The following is a 15,540-nucleotide window of genomic DNA, read 5'->3' as shown; positions in this document are numbered from 1 at the left end:
GGCCAGAGCGATGGGTGCCGAGTTTGTCATTGCCGTGGATTTGAACACGGATCTTCTTCAACCCTGGATGCGTTCCGATATGACGAAACCCTCTTTGCGTGAAATCATGAGTAATAGCATCAATATCATGCAATTACGCATTTCGCGCGGACGGTTGGCGGGGGATCCGGCGGATGTGCTCATTACCCCCAAGGTGGGTCATGTAGGTTTTTTCGATTTCCACCGCGGGGTAGAGGCCATCGAAGTGGGATACAAAAGCGTGGCTGGGGTTCTGCCGGCTTTGCAGGTACTCCGTTGAAGGCTTGCGCGTCATTCATCTACTCTGGGTTGTCGAGGATTCCCAAGATTTGTTTGAGTTCCTTGCGCAGGCGCTACGGATTCTTGATCAACTGCGCCAGGAATTCGTTACCTGGTAAGGTGCCGTGTGGAACTGTTTGGACAACCACTGAAGAATGCTACCCGCCCCCAACTGCCATGATTTCAGCAAATCGGTGAGTGGGATCAAGGGGGTTGATTATGGTAATGTCTTGTAGCGTAAAGGAGTCTTCACCGTTGTACAGGACATATCCTTGAGCCGTTGGACGGTCAAGTTGACGTCGAAACTGAAGAATTCCTTTAATGAATTCAGGCGAGAATGTGCTGGAAGATTTGATTTCAATTGGTACAAAACTGCCATTGTGACGAATGACCAAGTCCACTTCAACTCCATGGGAATCACGGTAAAAAAAGAGTTCCGGATGTCGGCCCCAATGAGCCAAGGACTTCATCACCTCGGAAATCATGAAATTTTCATACAGAGATCCCCGCAAAGGATCTCGTTCCAGTTGAGAAACACTATGAATACCCAACAGGTGACAGACCATCCCCACATCGGCAAAAAAGATTTTGGACGACTTGACCAACCGCTTGGAGACATTTTCATAGAACGGAATCAGTTCAAAAATCAGAAAACTTGACTTGAGAACTGAAATCCATTCTCGCAAAGTGGTTGCCGATACTCCCACATCGTTGGACAGGCTGCTCAAATTGAGAAGTTGCCCCACTCTCCCGGCCAGTAATGTCAAGAATTTCTGGAACAACGAAAGATTCCGCACTTGAATCAACGCGCGGACATCACGCTCCACATAAGTCTGGAGATACCCATTGTAGAACCGTCGAATATCCAGAGACTGAGCCACCACTCGAGGATATCCCCCTCGCAGCATGCAGTCGAAAGAGGTGGCTGGAAAGGGAGGATGGGCGCGCATCTCCTCCATGGTCAATGGCCACAGATTCAACAACGCTGTACGCCCCGCCAAAGATTGACTGATCGCTTCCTGCAAGCGGGGTTGGTGACTTCCAGTCAGAACAAACCGCCCAGATTGTCCTTGAAGATCCACCAAGCCCTGAAGATATGAAAGAAGTGACGGAAGGCGTTGCACTTCATCAAAAATAGCCCCTCCAGCGTACCGATTCAGAAATGCTCTTGGATCAGTTTCAGCTCTTGCGCGAACATCCATATCTTCCAAGGAAACCCATGGTTTATTTGGAAATATTTCTCGAACCAAAGTGGTCTTCCCCACCTGACGCGCACCCAACAGTGTTACCACTGGATATTCAGAGGCCGCCAAGGTCAACTCTTTAGCAAGGGTACGGGGAATCATACGCATAATCTACCGAATTTTCGGGTAAATCGCAACCACAACCTCTGATTTACACAAATCCATCAAGCAAGTCTCATCAAGGAAAAATTTGCGTTTCTAATCACAAATCGAGGTTCTGCCGGCTTTGCAGGTGCTCCGTTGAAGGCTTGGGAGCAAAATATCAGTGTGACGTCGTGGCGGGGCGGGTGACTCTGAGTACGGATCGTCCTTTCATGTTCTGGAGAGGGAACCAGGCGCGATGAGTGTCGGAATCAACGGCCACACTGTGGGCATTGGGCCCTAGCCAAGTGGTTCCCAGGGGGGTGACTGTTTTTCCATCGACGTGAAACAGGGAAACTTCCCCGGATTCCCCGGCAACGTAGAGCCAGTTCAAACCAGAATCGTAGGCCAGGACATCGGGATCGTGGGCAACGGGGAACGTCGCGCTCGTTCTGTGGTTTTTAAGGTCGAAGACGATCAGGGTGTTGTCGTCCGAACAGGCCACAAAAGCCAGCTGGTGGGCGGAATCGATCCATAATCCATGATTTCCATGAGCATTTTTAATGGGATAGCGCGCCAGAACCTGATGGCTCTTGGGGTCGATTTCTGCCAGTTGTCCCAAGGTTTGAAGGTTGACGAATACATGACCCGAGGTTGAGTCATACTGGCTGTTGCCAATCTGTCCTTGCAGCGGGATGGTGGCCGTCCGGGTATTGGAGAGGACGTCGATCACCGTATCCGTGCCGCCGTGTTCGTCGGATACGAAAAGTTGATGCTCCCCCGGCACATAGGTCAGACCGTCCGGGTGGTTGCCCACGGGGATGCGGGCGATGATTTGATGGGTTTCGCTGTCGATCGCCACCACTTCATTGGTGCCGGTAGCGGAAGCGTAGAGTCGGTGAAGTTCGGGAATGTACAGAACTCCATGCACTTGATTGACTTGGGGGATGGTGGCGATAACGTGCAATTTCCGAGTGTCAAATACGACCACCGTATCGTCCCCCAAATGGGCGAGGAAAAGTTGGTGCGAAGGAGGGTCGAAGGTGACATAGTCCCAGCGTGTGGGATGTCCGGGTAACGGGACATCCTGCCGGGTATTCAGGAAGCCGGACGGAAGTTCTGCGCTCTGACAAGCCAACGGCAACCACAATACAAACAGGAGGGCGCGCAGCATGAAACATCCTGAAAAGTGGAGGGCCAAAGAAAGCGTGACTATGCCATGCCCTGAACCAAAAGAACAGCCCCCTTCTGAGCGTAACCAAGTTAGTTGATGGTTGCGGGGTGGTACAAACGGCCGATGGATTGCCGACCCAGGCGAAAGAGGCTTCGTTGAGTTGAGCCAGGGTCAGGTTTGGGGGCCGCACGAGCATGGCCATCAAACGGTTCTCTGCCCGATTCCAGGGGGTCTCCTGCTTGCCATTCATCCAGGCACTGCGGGGACGGGTCGTGAGGGGAAAAATCCCCAACCGGTTGTACCTTTCGCCCATCTATCACTTCCGGTTCCATTGGACCGCAGGTGTTGCACTTCATTTCTGAGCGCGCCAAGTATTGCCAAAATTACCCTTTAAGGGTATTATCCTGCTGTGGAAAAGCGTAAACCTCATTACCGTCTCACGGAAATCCAGGACAACGTGCGAGCGGTTGGTATCGCGTCCTTTACCTTGACGGCACGAAGGAACGGGTTAGCCATGGGGCTAACCACCGAGGAGATGGTGGATATCGTATGTGGACTTCGCCGTGTGAGTTTTTATAAAAGCATGACCACGCATGAGGATCACAAACTTTGGCAGGACGTGTATTGCGCCACGCTTTCCACCGGGAAGACGGCATACATCAAGGTAACAGGCTCTGCTGACGGGCGCGCTCCCGTCATTCAGTTCAAGGAGAAATGACCATGACACGGCAATGCATGAGTTGCGGGCATCGCGGGATGGTACGCAACGAAGACTATCAGGAAAAGTTGAGTTTTGAGGGCGAATCAGTAACTCTGACGGGCCTCACAGGCTGGTTCTGCCCTTCTTGTGGTGAAGGTGAACTGGACCAGGACAGTGGCGAACGATACGCCAGGGCGCATGATGACCTTATCCACATGGCCCGTTCCAGACAAAGGGAAAGTATCCGGCGTATTCGCAGGAAGTTGCGGCTTACCCAGGCCGAGGCCGCAAAGATCACGGGCGGTGGCCGGAATGCCTTCTCCCGTTACGAGCGGGGCGATGCGTCCCCCATGCCTGCGGTGATGAACCTCCTGCGGTTGCTGGATAATCACCCGGAGCTTCTGCGGGAACTGAAACCGGGGCATGGTCAAGCGACAGGGACGGAACGCAGATCCGATCATCCAACCCGGCTGGAAAAGCTGGAACGGGAAATAGAGCGCCTGCGGAAGCCTGCTTGACTTCAAGATTGCCATATCGTCGACCAACATCCGGGAACGTTTAGATCGGGTCGAGCGTCGGCTGGAGTTGGCTGACTGACGCCTATGCAGCAGGCTTCCAGGCTTCACCTGAACCCTGTTCACTGATTCACCAGTTGCAGCAGCACGAACTTCACACACCGTTCGGTATCCTGCAGGGCTTCCCGATGGGTCTAAGCGAACGTAATTCCGTTCCACATAAGGTTTTCAGCATTGAGGCAAACACGCTCGCAGCGATCGTGCTCGGCGAATAAAGCATCCCAAGTTCGTCGCCGAGGAGTGTGATACCCGAAGTGAGACCCGTTATATTGGTGAACGTCGCCCAGGCTGTATCAGTTGAGCGTAACCAAGTTAGTTGGTAGTTGCGGGGGTGGTACAAACGGCCGATGGATTGCCGACCGGGGCGGAAGTTCTGCGCCCTGGCAAGCCAAAGGCAACCACAATCAGGAGGGCGCGCAGCATGGGACGTCTTGAAAAGTGGAGGGCCAAAGAAAGCATGACTGTGCCGTGCTCTGCACCAAAAGAACAGCCCACCTTCTGGAATTACAGGGGCAGAGTCAAACAAAGGGGTTTTTGAGTTTTGCGCCTGTTCCACGAAAATCTTCGGTATTACGGGTCACTACCGTCAGATCGTGAATCAGTGCAATCGCGGCAATCTGCTTGTCTATGGGGTGTTCATGGTTGGGCGACATCAATCGACCCCATATTTGAGCGCATTCTTCGTCGAAACTCAAAATCCGGTCGGAATAACCAATCACGAGCAGATCGAGCCATTTTTCAAGTTTCCCGGCTTGAGGGAGATCGCCTCGATGCCGTATTTTCTCCAGTCCTCGCCGAATTTCGCCGATTGTTTGCGCGGAAAGATAGAGGTCTGCGGCATCTGTCGTCTGGAAAAACTGCGTGACGCCGAGGTTTGCCTTATTACCCTTGCGGGCTTCACGGATGACATTGGTATCCACCAAGTACATGCAGATGACTTACCCGTTCCGGAAATTGAAGTCAGTGTCTTCACCGACATCCGGCATGCTGGACAGAACCTCTGCAACGGATCGGCGTTTCGGGCGCTGCAAAACCGTTCTCAGAATCTCACGATGCTCCGCTTCCGCGCTTCTTCCGTGAGATGCGGCCAGTTGTTTCAGCGCCAGGGCAATATCTTCGTCGATATTGCGAACTACGAGATTGGTGGCCACAGTGACCTCCCCCTTGTACGTAATCGTCACAGTATCCTACCAAAGAAATGATTGCACTGCAATCAAAAACTCACCTGGATCTCGACATATGACAAAGCCACCGCAAGGTGGCCTGTCGCCCCAAGAGCATCCGGTTAAACGGGCGGTCAGGGGGTGAGTCGTCAATTTGGGTTGAATCATAGTAAGGTCTGACTGTCGAAGCAAGACAACATGGAGAGATTACATGAACTTGGGATTGGCCCCGCTGAGATTATTGGGTGTTGCATTTGCGATGATAGTTGCTGGCTCAGCACTGGCCGTCCAGCCTTCGTCCGATCCTGACCTGATCAAGAAGGGCGAATACCTGGCTCGTCTGGGCGACTGCGTTGCCTGTCACACCGCGCCTGGCGGCAAGCCCCTCGCCGGTGGTTTGAAAATGAAAACGCCATTCGGCATCATTCATTCCACCAATATTACGCCCGACAGAGAAAACGGCATCGGTACCTATACCTTCGAAGACTTTGACCGGGCGATGCGCCGAGGTGTTGCGCGCGATGGCCATAACCTTTATCCGGCCATGCCGTATCCTTCATTCGAGAAAATCGCGCAGGACGACATGAGGGCTCTTTACGCGTATCTCATGCAAGGCGTAGTTCCGGCATCTCAGTCCAACAAACCCAACGACATGAGATTTCCCTTCAACATTCGCCTGGGGCTCGCCGGCTGGAACATAGTGTTCCTGGATGACAAGCCCTTCCGCTATGATTCCTCGCACAGCCTACAATGGAACCGCGGCGCGTATATCGTAGAGGGGCTGGGTCATTGCGGTTCCTGCCATACCCCGCGCGGCATAGGCTTCCAGGAGAAGGCCATGAGCGACGCAGGCAGTGACGGCAAGTATTTTCTGGCCGGCGCCAATGTCGAGCACTGGCGCGCCGTCAATCTGCGCAATATCTGGACCGGCCCGGAAATCGCCCAGTTCCTGAAGACGGGACAGAATAATCGTGGCACGGCCTATGGCGGCATGGCTGAAGTGGTCCATTTCAGCCCGCAGCATTTCACCCCAAGCGATCTGGCCGCGATCGGCGAGTACATCCACTCACTTTCTCCCAATCCGGATGAAACACCCGGCCGGGACGCCGTGTCGGTAGATGTTGCGCAAACCAATCGAGAGATCTATGCAAGCCGCGCTGGGCTGGGTTATGTGCAATTCTGCGCCACCTGCCACCAGACGGACGGCAAGGGAGCGACACACTTCTTCCCGCCGCTCGCCGGCAATACCTCCATCCAGGCCAAGGACCCTACGTCCCTCATACACGTCATGCTGACCGGCTCGACCACCCCCCTGACTGCCTCCTCCCGGCATGCCTTCTCCATGCCTTCCTATGCGGTGCTGGGCGATCAGGAAATCGCGGAAATCGCTACCTTCGCACGGACGCACTGGGGCAACAAGGGCAGTCCGGTGACGGCCAATCAAGTTCGCAGGATGCGCGAGGCGCTGGAAATGAAGCCGATTCAGCCTCCGGAATTCAATCCGCCGCGTTATGTGAGTGTGATCAGTTATTTTGATGGATTTTCAGGGGTTGGTGATCATTTTGGATGAGGGTTGAGGGGGTGACGCCCTCACGGGGGTTGATTTCCAACCCCCGTTTGAGCGAGTCTTTGGTTTCCCAACCAATAAAGACTGCTCAAAGTGTCTCACATCTTCTTTTCCGATCCCACTATTTTTTCACGCCTGCAGGAGTTTGATGCCGCATTGGCACAGGAGACCCTGGATAAGGGTTGTCCCTTTTGCGGGGGTGTACTGCATCGTGCGGACTACCCCAGAAAGCCCCGTGGCATTCCAGAGGATCATCGGCAAGCGTTTTCCTTCCGGTTCAGCTTCTGCTGTGCCAAGTGCAGGCGCCGAAGCACCAGTGAGTCCCTGCGTTTCCTTGGACGCAAGGTGTATGTTGGCCTGGTGGTGGTGCTTGCCTCCTGTTGCCGGGGGCGTATCCATGCCTGGTTTTCCAGAGTGTCGGCCCACACAGGAGTGTCTTTGCGTACCTTGTACTGCTGGCGTTCATTCTGGCGCAAGACATTCCCTTCCACATCATTCTGGCGGGAGGCCCGTGGGCGCTTCATGCCACTCCCCGATTCGGAAGCATTCCCGCTGTCACTGCACCAGTCTTTTGAAGGATCAGGCACGGAACAAACGGTGGCCTGCCTGCGCTTTCTGAGGCCGATCACCATCGGCCCCATAATCATGATCGGTGAGGGTTGAGTCACACACGCAGAAGATGCCTCTATCAGCTTCCAGGGTTCTTCCTTAACCTCATCTCCAACGCCAGGTTGCCGCCGGCACCGCGTCATCAGGAGATTGCCCTTGAAACCACACGATCCGAACCGCCGTGATCGCTGGGCGCAGTTGCGCTTTGCCATCATCGGTCCCCTGTTTGCCTCCCCGCCAGCCGACGGGGAACTCTCCAGCAAACTCAAAGAACTGGCCAGCAGAACCTGGACCCATCCCGTGACCGGCCTCCCCATCCGGTTCGGACTGTCCACCCTCGAGCGCTGGTATTACCGTGCCCGTCAGGCAGACGACCCCGTGGGGGTGTTGAAGAATCGTCCGGGCAGTCACTTTGGGACCTTTCCCTGTCTGGCCCTGGAAGTCCGCGAACAACTGGTGGGGCAGTACCAGGAACATCCCGGCTGGACCGTCAAGTTGCACCATGACAACCTGATCAGCCGTAACCGTGAGAAGGGGGCGGAAGTTCCCTCCTATCCCACCATCCGGCGCTTCCTCAGAGCGCGCGGACTGTTTCGTGCCCACCGACCCAAACGACAGACCCCCGGGGCTCTGGCCGCACAGGAGCGGCTCGAACAACGGGAGGTGCGCAGTTACGAAGTGGCCCATGTTCACGGGCTCTGGCACCTGGATTTCCATCACTGTTCACGCCAGATCCTGCGCCGTTCCGGAGAATGGGACAAGCCTCTGTTGTTGGGCATCATGGACGACCACTCGCGTCTGGTGTGTCATTTGCAGTGGTATTGGGGGGAAGCCGCCGAACAGTTGGTACATGGTTTATCTCAAGCCATCATGAAACGAGGATTGCCCCGTTGCCTGATGACCGACAATGGGGCCGCCATGATTGCTGCCGAGACGGTTCAGGGGCTCGAGGACCTCGGCATCCTTCACCAGAAGACCTTGCCTTATAGTGCTTACCAAAACGGCAAGCAGGAGTTTCTCTGGTCCCGAGTGGAAACTCGCCTGATGGCCATGCTTGAAGGAGAAGAGAACCTTACCCTGAAGTCCCTGAATCTGGCGACCCAGGCCTGGGTCGAGCAGGAGTACAACCGCACTCTCCATAGCGAGATTCGCTCCACTCCCCTGGAGCGGTACCTGCAGGGGGTTCAGGTCGGCAGACCCAGTCCCTCTTCTGAAGAACTTGACAGGGCCTTTCGCCTGAAAGCGGCCAGAAAGCAACGCCGTTGTGATGGAACCCTCATGCTGGAAGGACAGCGTTTCGAAATTCCTTCGCGCTACCGCAACCTCGAGACGGTTCATCTGCGCTATGCCCGCTGGGACCTCAGTCGGGTGGATATGGTGGATCCCCGCAATGATCAGATACTCTGTGCCATTCACCCCCTGAACAAAACTGCCAACGCGTCGGGAAACCGGCGTCGGTTCGAATCCCCCGGACCCTCCCTGGGGTCAGCACCGGCCACTGGCATGGCCCCCTTGTTGCGGGAGTTGATGGCCGAGTACGCCGCTTCTGGTCTGCCTCCTGCCTACCTTCCCACGGAGGAGAACCAACCATGAACCCGCAAATCCTGTCCCTGTATGGGCTCAAATGGAACCCCTTCTCGCAGGAGATTCCAACGAGGGCACTCTACCTTCCCCCGCGCATGGCCGATTTCTGCTGGCGGATCGAGAATGTGCTGATCCAGGAAGGGGGCTTTGCCATGGTGCATGGTGAACCCGGAACCGGAAAGAGCGTTCTGCTGCGCCATATTGCTGGCCGTTTGGAGCGTCTGCCGGATATCATCGTGGGAACCATCAGCCACCCCCAAAGCCAGTTGGGTGATTTCTATCGCGAAATGGGGGATGTCTTCGGCGTCACTCTGACCCCGAGCAACCGCTGGGGAGGATTCAAGGCGCTGCGGGAACGTTGGCTCACCTATCTGGACTCCTGCCGTCAGCGCCCGATACTGATCATCGATGAAGCCCAGGAGATGGGACCCCAGGTCTTGAGTGAACTGCGCCTGATGTCCAGCGCAAAGTTTGATTCGTTGCCGTTGCTGGGCGTCATTCTGGCCGGTGATGCCCGGCTCCTGGAACGGTTGCGTAGTGAAGACCTCATCCCCCTGGGCAGCCGTATCCGCTGTCGCTATGCAACGGAATATGCCAGTCGGGAAGAACTGGGTTCGTTCCTTGAACATCTGCTCACCGAAGCGGGAAACCCTGGCCTGATGACCCAGGACCTGTGTAATACATTATGCGACCATGCCGCCGGGAACTACCGGATCCTGACCACCATGGCCGCAGAACTGCTCTCTGCGGGGGCTCGCAGAAACCTGCCTCAACTGGATGAGAAACTCTATCTTGAGGTATTTGCCACCCCCACCACCCCCACGCAACGCAGGAAGAGGTGACCAGCAATGGTCAGGGATGATCTCGTCCCAAGGACGGTCATCCCTCTCAAGAGAAACTGGTTACGCAGTAACGGAAAAGGAAATGGCTAAAGATTCCGCACAAAGGCAGGCACAATACCGATCAAGGCGTCCCTTTGCAGGACCAGATGGTAACGGTGAACGTCGCATCAATACCTGGGTATCTACCGGGTGCGCATTGGCATTGGCACGTTTGGCCCGGCATAAGGGGACTACCCAACGGCAGATCATCGAACGATTGATATTGACCGAGGATCAACAGATCATTGATGAGTTACCCCATGACCGGTTCGACGAGCAGTTCGATGAATACTTCGCGGTCAATCTGTGCAAAACCAGAAAGGTGAAATGATCAAGACAGGTGTGGTCTGGTAGTAACCACTATGCTTCGCCCTGCGTCACCTCTGAGCCACTTGTTACGCAGTAACCCTCCCATTACCTCTATCTGCGGGTAACCAAAGTCCAGCAATCGGACGGTGTCAGTCTGCACTTCAAGCACCTGCTGCAATGCCTGCCACCGTTATTATCCCAATGCCATTCGCGATCCAACTGGCTGAAAGTTGGAACCGGGCGCGAATTTATCAAGCCTCGCGATGATCAAGCCGTCAACCCATCATCCAACCTGAAAATCAGACCATCAAATCCGTTGATCACACTCACCAAGCTCCGTATTGAAGTGAAGATCTTTCTTCTTCAGAGCAAGTCCCGGCGGAGCGTAGAGTCGCGCATCAGGCCAGCGATTCCTCCACTCGGGTAGCGCAAGGTGATGCAGTTTGTTCGGAGAAACAATGTAGCAGACCGGTCCGACAGACTCGACTGCGTTGGTCAATTCTTCCGTCAACGCGATAGGGGACCATACCCAGACTTTACCTGAGGAGAGGCGCACGACCGCCATGCGGGTCGGGTACGGAAACCCGAAGAACGACACCGTCGGTCCATTCGCGAAGTAAAGATCCTGTCCGAACGGGATAAGCATCGGTTCATGGTCCTCGGCGGATAGCCTTCACGGTGTGCTTGGCGGCATCAGGGTTCTCGGGGGCCATTGTAATTCGACAACAATAATGATAGTCGTAAACGGTACTGAGCGGCGTTATTTCCAATTTTCACTGATCACAGCATACTCCCCCCGGTGCCAGGGAAAATGATGACAAAATCCGCATTGCCCAAGACAATCCATCCATCCAGCATCATCACTACTGACAAAATCAAGGTTGGTGTAGCTCCCGTTACCCAACCGGCACACAAGGCAGAGTTCTGGTATGTAGCAACCATCGGGCCAATGGGATGGGAAACCCGATCAGTGGTTCGTGTCAACGCCAGGAATGGGCAAAATCTTGAAACCGAGGTTCGTGCTTGGGCTGACCAAAGAAAATGATGCCGACTGCAACTCTTGTTTTGGCGGTCGGGCCAGCCGTTGAGATGTTCGGAAAAATGACGAAAAAATGTTGCCATAAAGTTGCCAAAGCCCCGTCAATCTACGCCTATTTTATGGCAACTTCCGAAATGCGAACATAATAAAATCAATAACTTAATTGTGGTTGAACGCGGAACCGAACTCGCGTCCGTTTTCCGAGACGGAGAGGCAGGCGTTGCTATTTAGTCCCTGGTTTAGATAATTTGGCCGTTTTCGCGGACATTTGCCAAATTGCGAGGGCAGTCAACGTCTCAGTGTCCGATGTTGCCAACTGGTAGCCAATTGCCCTCCGAGTTCGGGAACTGAATAGCACTGATGGCAGGTAATGCATTTGCATTGACAAGGCAATTGCATTACCATTCGTCGCATCTATCCCTTTGACCGGAGAGCGCCATGGCTGCCACCCTCGAAGTTGAATCTACCCTGACCGACCGCTACCAGACCACGGTCCCGGAAACCGTTCGCCGCGCCCTTAAGCTGGGCAAGCGGGACAAAATCCACTACACGATTTGCCCCGGTGGTGAAGTTGTGCTGTCCCGCGTGGAGGCATCCGAGGAAGACGACCCGGTGCTCGGGCGGTTCCTCGGCTTCCTGGCTCGCGACATTGCCAGCCACCCGGAACGGCTCCAGGCCATCGACGCCAGCCTCGTGCAGCGCGTCCATTCGTTGGTCGGCGGCATTGAAGTCGATCTTGATGCCGTCCTGTCGGCGGACGATGAATGAGTGGGAGTCAAGCCCCCTTGGCGGTCAATGGCTGGACGGTCTTCGCCCACCCCCTGTTCCTCGCCCAACTTGAAGCAATCACTCGGCAGGTCGAAGGGCTCAAGCAGAAAGATCCTGTCGGATTCACCAAGAAGAACGCCAGCAAGCGACTGGCGGCGATCACCAAGTTGGTGTTCGAGGTCATCCCGAAGGACCCGACTCGGCCGGAATACCGCCAGGGCAATACACTCGGCGAAGAACACAAGCATTGGTTCCGAGCCAAGTTCTTTCAGCAGTACAGGCTGTTCTTCCGTTACCACGCGCCAAGCAAGGTGATTGTGTTCGCCTGGGTCAACGACGAGGACACCAAGCGCGCCTATGAGAGCAGTGACGATGCCTACCGGGTATTCCGCAAGATGCTGGAAAGCGGTCATCCCCCGGATGACTGGAACCAGTTGCTGACCGAGGCACGGGCCGGGGGCCAACGACTGCAACAGCTTGCTGCTGGCGGGGGGGCTCCGTAACGCTTGGCTTCTACGGTGAGCAGCGTTGTCATAAGGGAATTTGCGATGGAGAAAAAGATGCACTACCCCGTGATGAGCGAAAAGCAGTTGGCTATGTGCTGGTTATTTCACTCATTTTCCAAATAGACAGGAGATTGTTTATGTCAAATTGGAGCGCCTGATGGAAGCAAAACCACCCCTTCCTCCTTTCACGGAGGAGTCCGCCAGACAAAAAGTTCGTCTGGCGGAGGATGCCTGGAATAGTCGTAATCCTGAACGGGTTGCGCTGGTGTATACCGAAGATACGCAATGGCGAAATCGGGCGGAATTTCCCGTAGGCCGTGATCAGGTGCGCGAGTTCCTGAGACGAAAATGGGCTCGGGAATTGGACTATCGCTTGATCAAGGAACTCTGGGCCTTTTCCGGGAACCGCTTGGCTGTGCGTTTTGCCTATGAGTGGCATGATGACTCGGGGCATTGGTTCCGTTCCTATGGCAACGAAAACTGGGAATTCAATGCTCAAGGCTTAATGATGCGCCGCTTGGCCAGCATCAACGATTTGCCCATTGATCAAAATGACAGGAAATTCTTCTGGCCATTGGGGCGTCGCCCTGATGATCATCCCGGATTGAACGAGTTGGGGTTATAGTTATGGTCGGTTCCAGTGAGAAAATATCGTGGTATATCCCACCCCTCTTCATTCCGCAGCCGTATTAAAATAGCCGGCCGAGTTTCAACTCGACCAACTTTAACCCAAATTGTTCATTAGAGATTTAGGCTGATTTCTGGCAAACTGCCAAGACCATGGATTGTGGGGGTCTGGTTGTAAGGGTTCTAATGGATATCATTAGAGATATTATTTTTTATCATAGGGTTACCGCGAATGGCGCGATCTGAAATTCTTTCTGGCGATGATTTTTCTGTGGGATTCAGTGACCGCGAGGTAACTGCCTGGGGTGGGCTGGCCCTATTCAAGAAAATGCTCGACAGTATGGGGTTTTCTGAGGCAGTCACGACCTGGGGACTTCCCGAACCCGGATCCAATCGGGGATATGAACCAAGGCAGTTGGTGGAACAATTTCTCGTGTCGATATGGTGTGGTGCCTGCCGATTTTTACACCTTGAAATGGTACGTATGGACAACACGTTGGTGCGTTTGTTTGGCTGGACGAAAGCGGCTGGGCATAAGGCTTTGGTGCGTTTTTTCAATCGGTTTGACATGATCCGTAACGAGCAGGTGCAAGGCGAGATTTATCAAATAGTGCTGTTTGCGTGAAAACCCCTCCGTTCACGAGGGGGATGAAGCAGTACTGTCAACGCAGCGGGCTCAATGCCCGTAAGTTGACAGTTTTGTGGTGTGGAAGCCCCTTCCTTTCCGCGTAGCGGCGACGGTCTCATCGTCGAGGTGGGGGAGGATGTCCACCGCTGGCTGTTTGATCAGATTCACGCACTGAAAAGCGTGACTCTTGACTTGGACTCGACCGTGATCACGCGCAATGGGGAGCAAGAAGGGGCAGTCCGAGGATATAATCCGGGGCGGCGGGGTCGAGTTAGCCACCATCCCTTGCTGGCTTTTGTGGCTGAGGCGCGCATGGTAGCGAACTTCTGGCTACGTCCGGGAAACACGCACTCTGCCAACAATGTTCTGCAATTTCTTGAGGCCACGTTAGCCCATCTCGGGGAGAAGAAAGTCGGGTTGTTACGCGCTGATAGCGGCTTTTTCGACGATGCTTTCCTGAAGGTTCTGGAAGGCAAGAGAATCCCTTACATTATTGCAGCACGCCTGAATCAGGTATTACAGCGGGAACTTTATCAGGCCACGGGTTGGTGGGCACTGGAGCCCGGTTTGGAGTTGACGGAAATCCGTTATCAGGCGACATGCTGGAGCCAACCACGGCGGGTTATCGTGGTACGACAAAGCGCCCGTCAAAGGAAAAATGCTCCGGGGAAGACTTTGCCCCTCGCTTGTCCCGCCGGAGACCGTGCATGACGCTCGCCAACTGTTCGGCGATAAGGTCGCTTCCTTCGATGTTCTGTCCACTCCCTGAACAGTGCCAAGCATGACGAGCAACGGGAAGGTTTGTTTTTGGTTCCAGGGAGGAGTGGCGATTGGAGCTGATGGCTGCGTCGAACACTGCACGGCCGTATTCAAGGCCCCCATACCCGGCTGCAGCCAAGCGTCCGGGCTCGGCCAAGAGCGAACAGGTGAGGGTGGGAAAGGGTGGCGGTGCTTGCAGTTGCCCTCACCGCGAGCGTCTGCACAGGATCGTGTGGCCGCGCCGGTTTGCCGATACTATGACCGACCGCAGTTGGTCGAGACATGACAGATCATCAGGTGGCTCTGACCATTCTCCACTCTCCGAATCGGGGTGGTTTCCTCCGCCTACCGATGCCAAAAAACAACCGCTTGATTCGTCCGCGCGTAACCTATTGATTGATAAATGGCTAAGCAACGCCCTTTGCGGACTTCGAGCCAGATTCAGAGAGCGCAGCCGGAGAGAAGAATGGCTCGGAGAGAGTGGAAACGGCGCGGAATGGGGTTGTGGGTAAGCTATACCAGTCCGCAAGATTACGCAGGAATCCTCGTAACTACGCAGACTTACGAAAAAAAATCCCAACCGATGAGGGTTGGGATTTAAGGTAATGGTGGAGCGGATCGGGCGACTCAAGGAGAAAAGTCGGGGGGCCAGCCAGCATTACCAGGTTGAACTCATGGCCGATGAATCCGGCAAGTTGGCTACCGGGCTGACCTGGAACAAGGTGCCGGTGGACGGCACGATGGCGACGCATCCTGGCATATATTGCCTGCGCAGCAACGAAACCGGCTGGGACGAGGAAAAGTTGTGGCGTACCTATACGATGCTGACTGACCTGGAGAGTGTATTTCGTAGCCTGAAGAGCGAGTTGGGCTTGCGTCCGGTCTATCATTCGACGGAAGGACGCGCAGATGGGCACCTCTTTATCACGGTGCTGGCCTATCAGGCCGTGCAGGTGCTACGAACGAAACTGAAGAAAGCAGGCATCCACGACAACTGGACCAGCCTGCGCGAAACGCTGAGCGTGCAGC

Annotated in this window: 18 protein-coding genes and 2 pseudogenes; 15 read left to right on the top strand and 5 right to left on the bottom strand. The window is 54.8% G+C overall.

The genetic code is table 11. The features are described 5' to 3' along the window. The coding region (locus M6F29_RS09780; protein WP_524537729.1) for a patatin-like phospholipase family protein at window positions 1-298 on the top strand (298 nt) is incomplete at its 5' end. Window positions 299-455: 157 nt separating this feature from the next. On the opposite strand, the gene M6F29_RS09775 is transcribed toward M6F29_RS09780, so the two are convergent. Then, entirely contained in the window at window positions 456-1,643 is a 1,188-nt protein-coding gene (locus M6F29_RS09775; protein ID WP_298159153.1) for an ATP-binding protein, read from the bottom strand. 160 nt (window positions 1,644-1,803) lie between these two features. Beyond that, window positions 1,804-2,796, bottom strand: a complete 993-nt coding sequence (locus M6F29_RS09770) for a YncE family protein (protein WP_298159150.1) — start codon at window positions 2,794-2,796, stop codon at window positions 1,804-1,806. 409 nt (window positions 2,797-3,205) lie between these two features. On the opposite strand from M6F29_RS09770, the gene M6F29_RS09765 reads away from it, so the two are divergent. Both M6F29_RS09765 and M6F29_RS09760 read left to right on the top strand, forming a co-directional pair. Then, window positions 3,206-3,514 (top strand): type II toxin-antitoxin system MqsR family toxin, encoded by a 309-nt coding sequence (locus tag M6F29_RS09765; protein ID WP_298159147.1) that lies wholly within the window; start codon window positions 3,206-3,208, stop codon window positions 3,512-3,514. A gap of 2 nt (window positions 3,515-3,516) precedes the next feature. Beyond that, on the top strand, window positions 3,517-4,014 hold the full coding sequence (locus M6F29_RS09760; RefSeq protein WP_298159144.1) for a type II toxin-antitoxin system MqsA family antitoxin: 498 nt from the start codon (window positions 3,517-3,519) through the stop codon (window positions 4,012-4,014). A 575-nt stretch (window positions 4,015-4,589) separates the two neighbouring features. Here M6F29_RS09760 and M6F29_RS09755 read toward each other — a convergent pair. Then, the gene (locus M6F29_RS09755; RefSeq protein ID WP_298159141.1) at window positions 4,590-5,000 is read right to left on the bottom strand and encodes a type II toxin-antitoxin system VapC family toxin; all 411 of its coding nucleotides are present in this window, start codon (window positions 4,998-5,000) and stop codon (window positions 4,590-4,592) included. Window positions 5,001-5,009: 9 nt separating this feature from the next. Next, on the bottom strand, window positions 5,010-5,222 hold the full coding sequence (locus tag M6F29_RS09750) for a FitA-like ribbon-helix-helix domain-containing protein (RefSeq protein WP_297447964.1): 213 nt from the start codon (window positions 5,220-5,222) through the stop codon (window positions 5,010-5,012). 223 nt (window positions 5,223-5,445) lie between these two features. On the opposite strand from M6F29_RS09750, the gene M6F29_RS09745 reads away from it, so the two are divergent. From M6F29_RS09745 to M6F29_RS09725, 5 genes are all read left to right on the top strand, one after another. Next, window positions 5,446-6,804: a cytochrome c gene (locus tag M6F29_RS09745; protein ID WP_298159138.1), complete on the top strand. Its 1,359-nt coding sequence runs from the start codon at window positions 5,446-5,448 to the stop codon at window positions 6,802-6,804. Window positions 6,805-6,894: 90 nt separating this feature from the next. Next, window positions 6,895-7,464 (top strand): hypothetical protein, encoded by a 570-nt coding sequence (locus M6F29_RS09740; RefSeq protein WP_298159136.1) that lies wholly within the window; start codon window positions 6,895-6,897, stop codon window positions 7,462-7,464. A 96-nt stretch (window positions 7,465-7,560) separates the two neighbouring features. Continuing rightward, window positions 7,561-9,003: a DDE-type integrase/transposase/recombinase gene (locus M6F29_RS09735; protein WP_524537728.1), complete on the top strand. Its 1,443-nt coding sequence runs from the start codon at window positions 7,561-7,563 to the stop codon at window positions 9,001-9,003. Beyond that, window positions 9,000-9,836 carry an ExeA family protein gene (locus tag M6F29_RS09730; RefSeq protein WP_298159132.1) on the top strand — a complete coding sequence of 279 codons (837 nt, stop codon included), beginning with the start codon at window positions 9,000-9,002 and terminating at the stop codon, window positions 9,834-9,836. Before M6F29_RS09735 ends, M6F29_RS09730 begins: the two co-directional genes overlap by 4 nt. Before the next feature lie 82 nt (window positions 9,837-9,918). After that, window positions 9,919-10,206 (top strand): hypothetical protein, encoded by a 288-nt coding sequence (locus tag M6F29_RS09725; protein ID WP_298159129.1) that lies wholly within the window; start codon window positions 9,919-9,921, stop codon window positions 10,204-10,206. A 285-nt stretch (window positions 10,207-10,491) separates the two neighbouring features. On the opposite strand, the gene M6F29_RS09720 is transcribed toward M6F29_RS09725, so the two are convergent. Next, window positions 10,492-10,830 (bottom strand): DUF4336 domain-containing protein, encoded by a 339-nt coding sequence (locus tag M6F29_RS09720; protein ID WP_298159127.1) that lies wholly within the window; start codon window positions 10,828-10,830, stop codon window positions 10,492-10,494. 165 nt (window positions 10,831-10,995) lie between these two features. Between M6F29_RS09720 and M6F29_RS09715 the strand changes: the two genes are divergently transcribed. The 7 genes and pseudogenes from M6F29_RS09715 to M6F29_RS09685 form a co-directional block, all read left to right on the top strand. After that, window positions 10,996-11,229 carry a hypothetical protein gene (locus tag M6F29_RS09715; protein ID WP_298159124.1) on the top strand — a complete coding sequence of 78 codons (234 nt, stop codon included), beginning with the start codon at window positions 10,996-10,998 and terminating at the stop codon, window positions 11,227-11,229. A gap of 432 nt (window positions 11,230-11,661) precedes the next feature. After that, window positions 11,662-11,991: a type II toxin-antitoxin system PrlF family antitoxin gene (locus tag M6F29_RS09710; protein ID WP_298159120.1), complete on the top strand. Its 330-nt coding sequence runs from the start codon at window positions 11,662-11,664 to the stop codon at window positions 11,989-11,991. Beyond that, window positions 11,988-12,494, top strand: coding sequence for a type II toxin-antitoxin system YhaV family toxin (locus M6F29_RS09705; RefSeq protein ID WP_298159118.1), 507 nt, complete (start codon window positions 11,988-11,990; stop codon window positions 12,492-12,494). The genes M6F29_RS09710 and M6F29_RS09705 overlap by 4 nt, the downstream gene beginning before the upstream one ends. A 160-nt stretch (window positions 12,495-12,654) precedes the next feature. Beyond that, window positions 12,655-13,122 carry a nuclear transport factor 2 family protein gene (locus tag M6F29_RS09700; protein WP_298159115.1) on the top strand — a complete coding sequence of 156 codons (468 nt, stop codon included), beginning with the start codon at window positions 12,655-12,657 and terminating at the stop codon, window positions 13,120-13,122. A 234-nt stretch (window positions 13,123-13,356) separates the two neighbouring features. Then, window positions 13,357-13,749 carry a hypothetical protein gene (locus tag M6F29_RS09695; protein ID WP_298159112.1) on the top strand — a complete coding sequence of 131 codons (393 nt, stop codon included), beginning with the start codon at window positions 13,357-13,359 and terminating at the stop codon, window positions 13,747-13,749. Window positions 13,750-13,929: 180 nt separating this feature from the next. Then, window positions 13,930-14,436: pseudogene (locus M6F29_RS09690) on the top strand (transposase); the annotation flags it as partial. Between the two features lie 683 nt (window positions 14,437-15,119). Beyond that, window positions 15,120-15,540 (top strand): annotated as a pseudogene (locus tag M6F29_RS09685) (IS1634 family transposase); the annotation flags it as partial.

It is taken from the genome of Ferrovum sp. (assembly GCF_027317285.1).
In the GTDB taxonomy this organism is placed as follows: Bacteria; Pseudomonadota; Gammaproteobacteria; order Burkholderiales; family Ferrovaceae; genus Ferrovum.
Note: the sequence above shows the minus strand (reverse complement) of the source record. Positions and strands in the feature narration are given on the sequence as shown.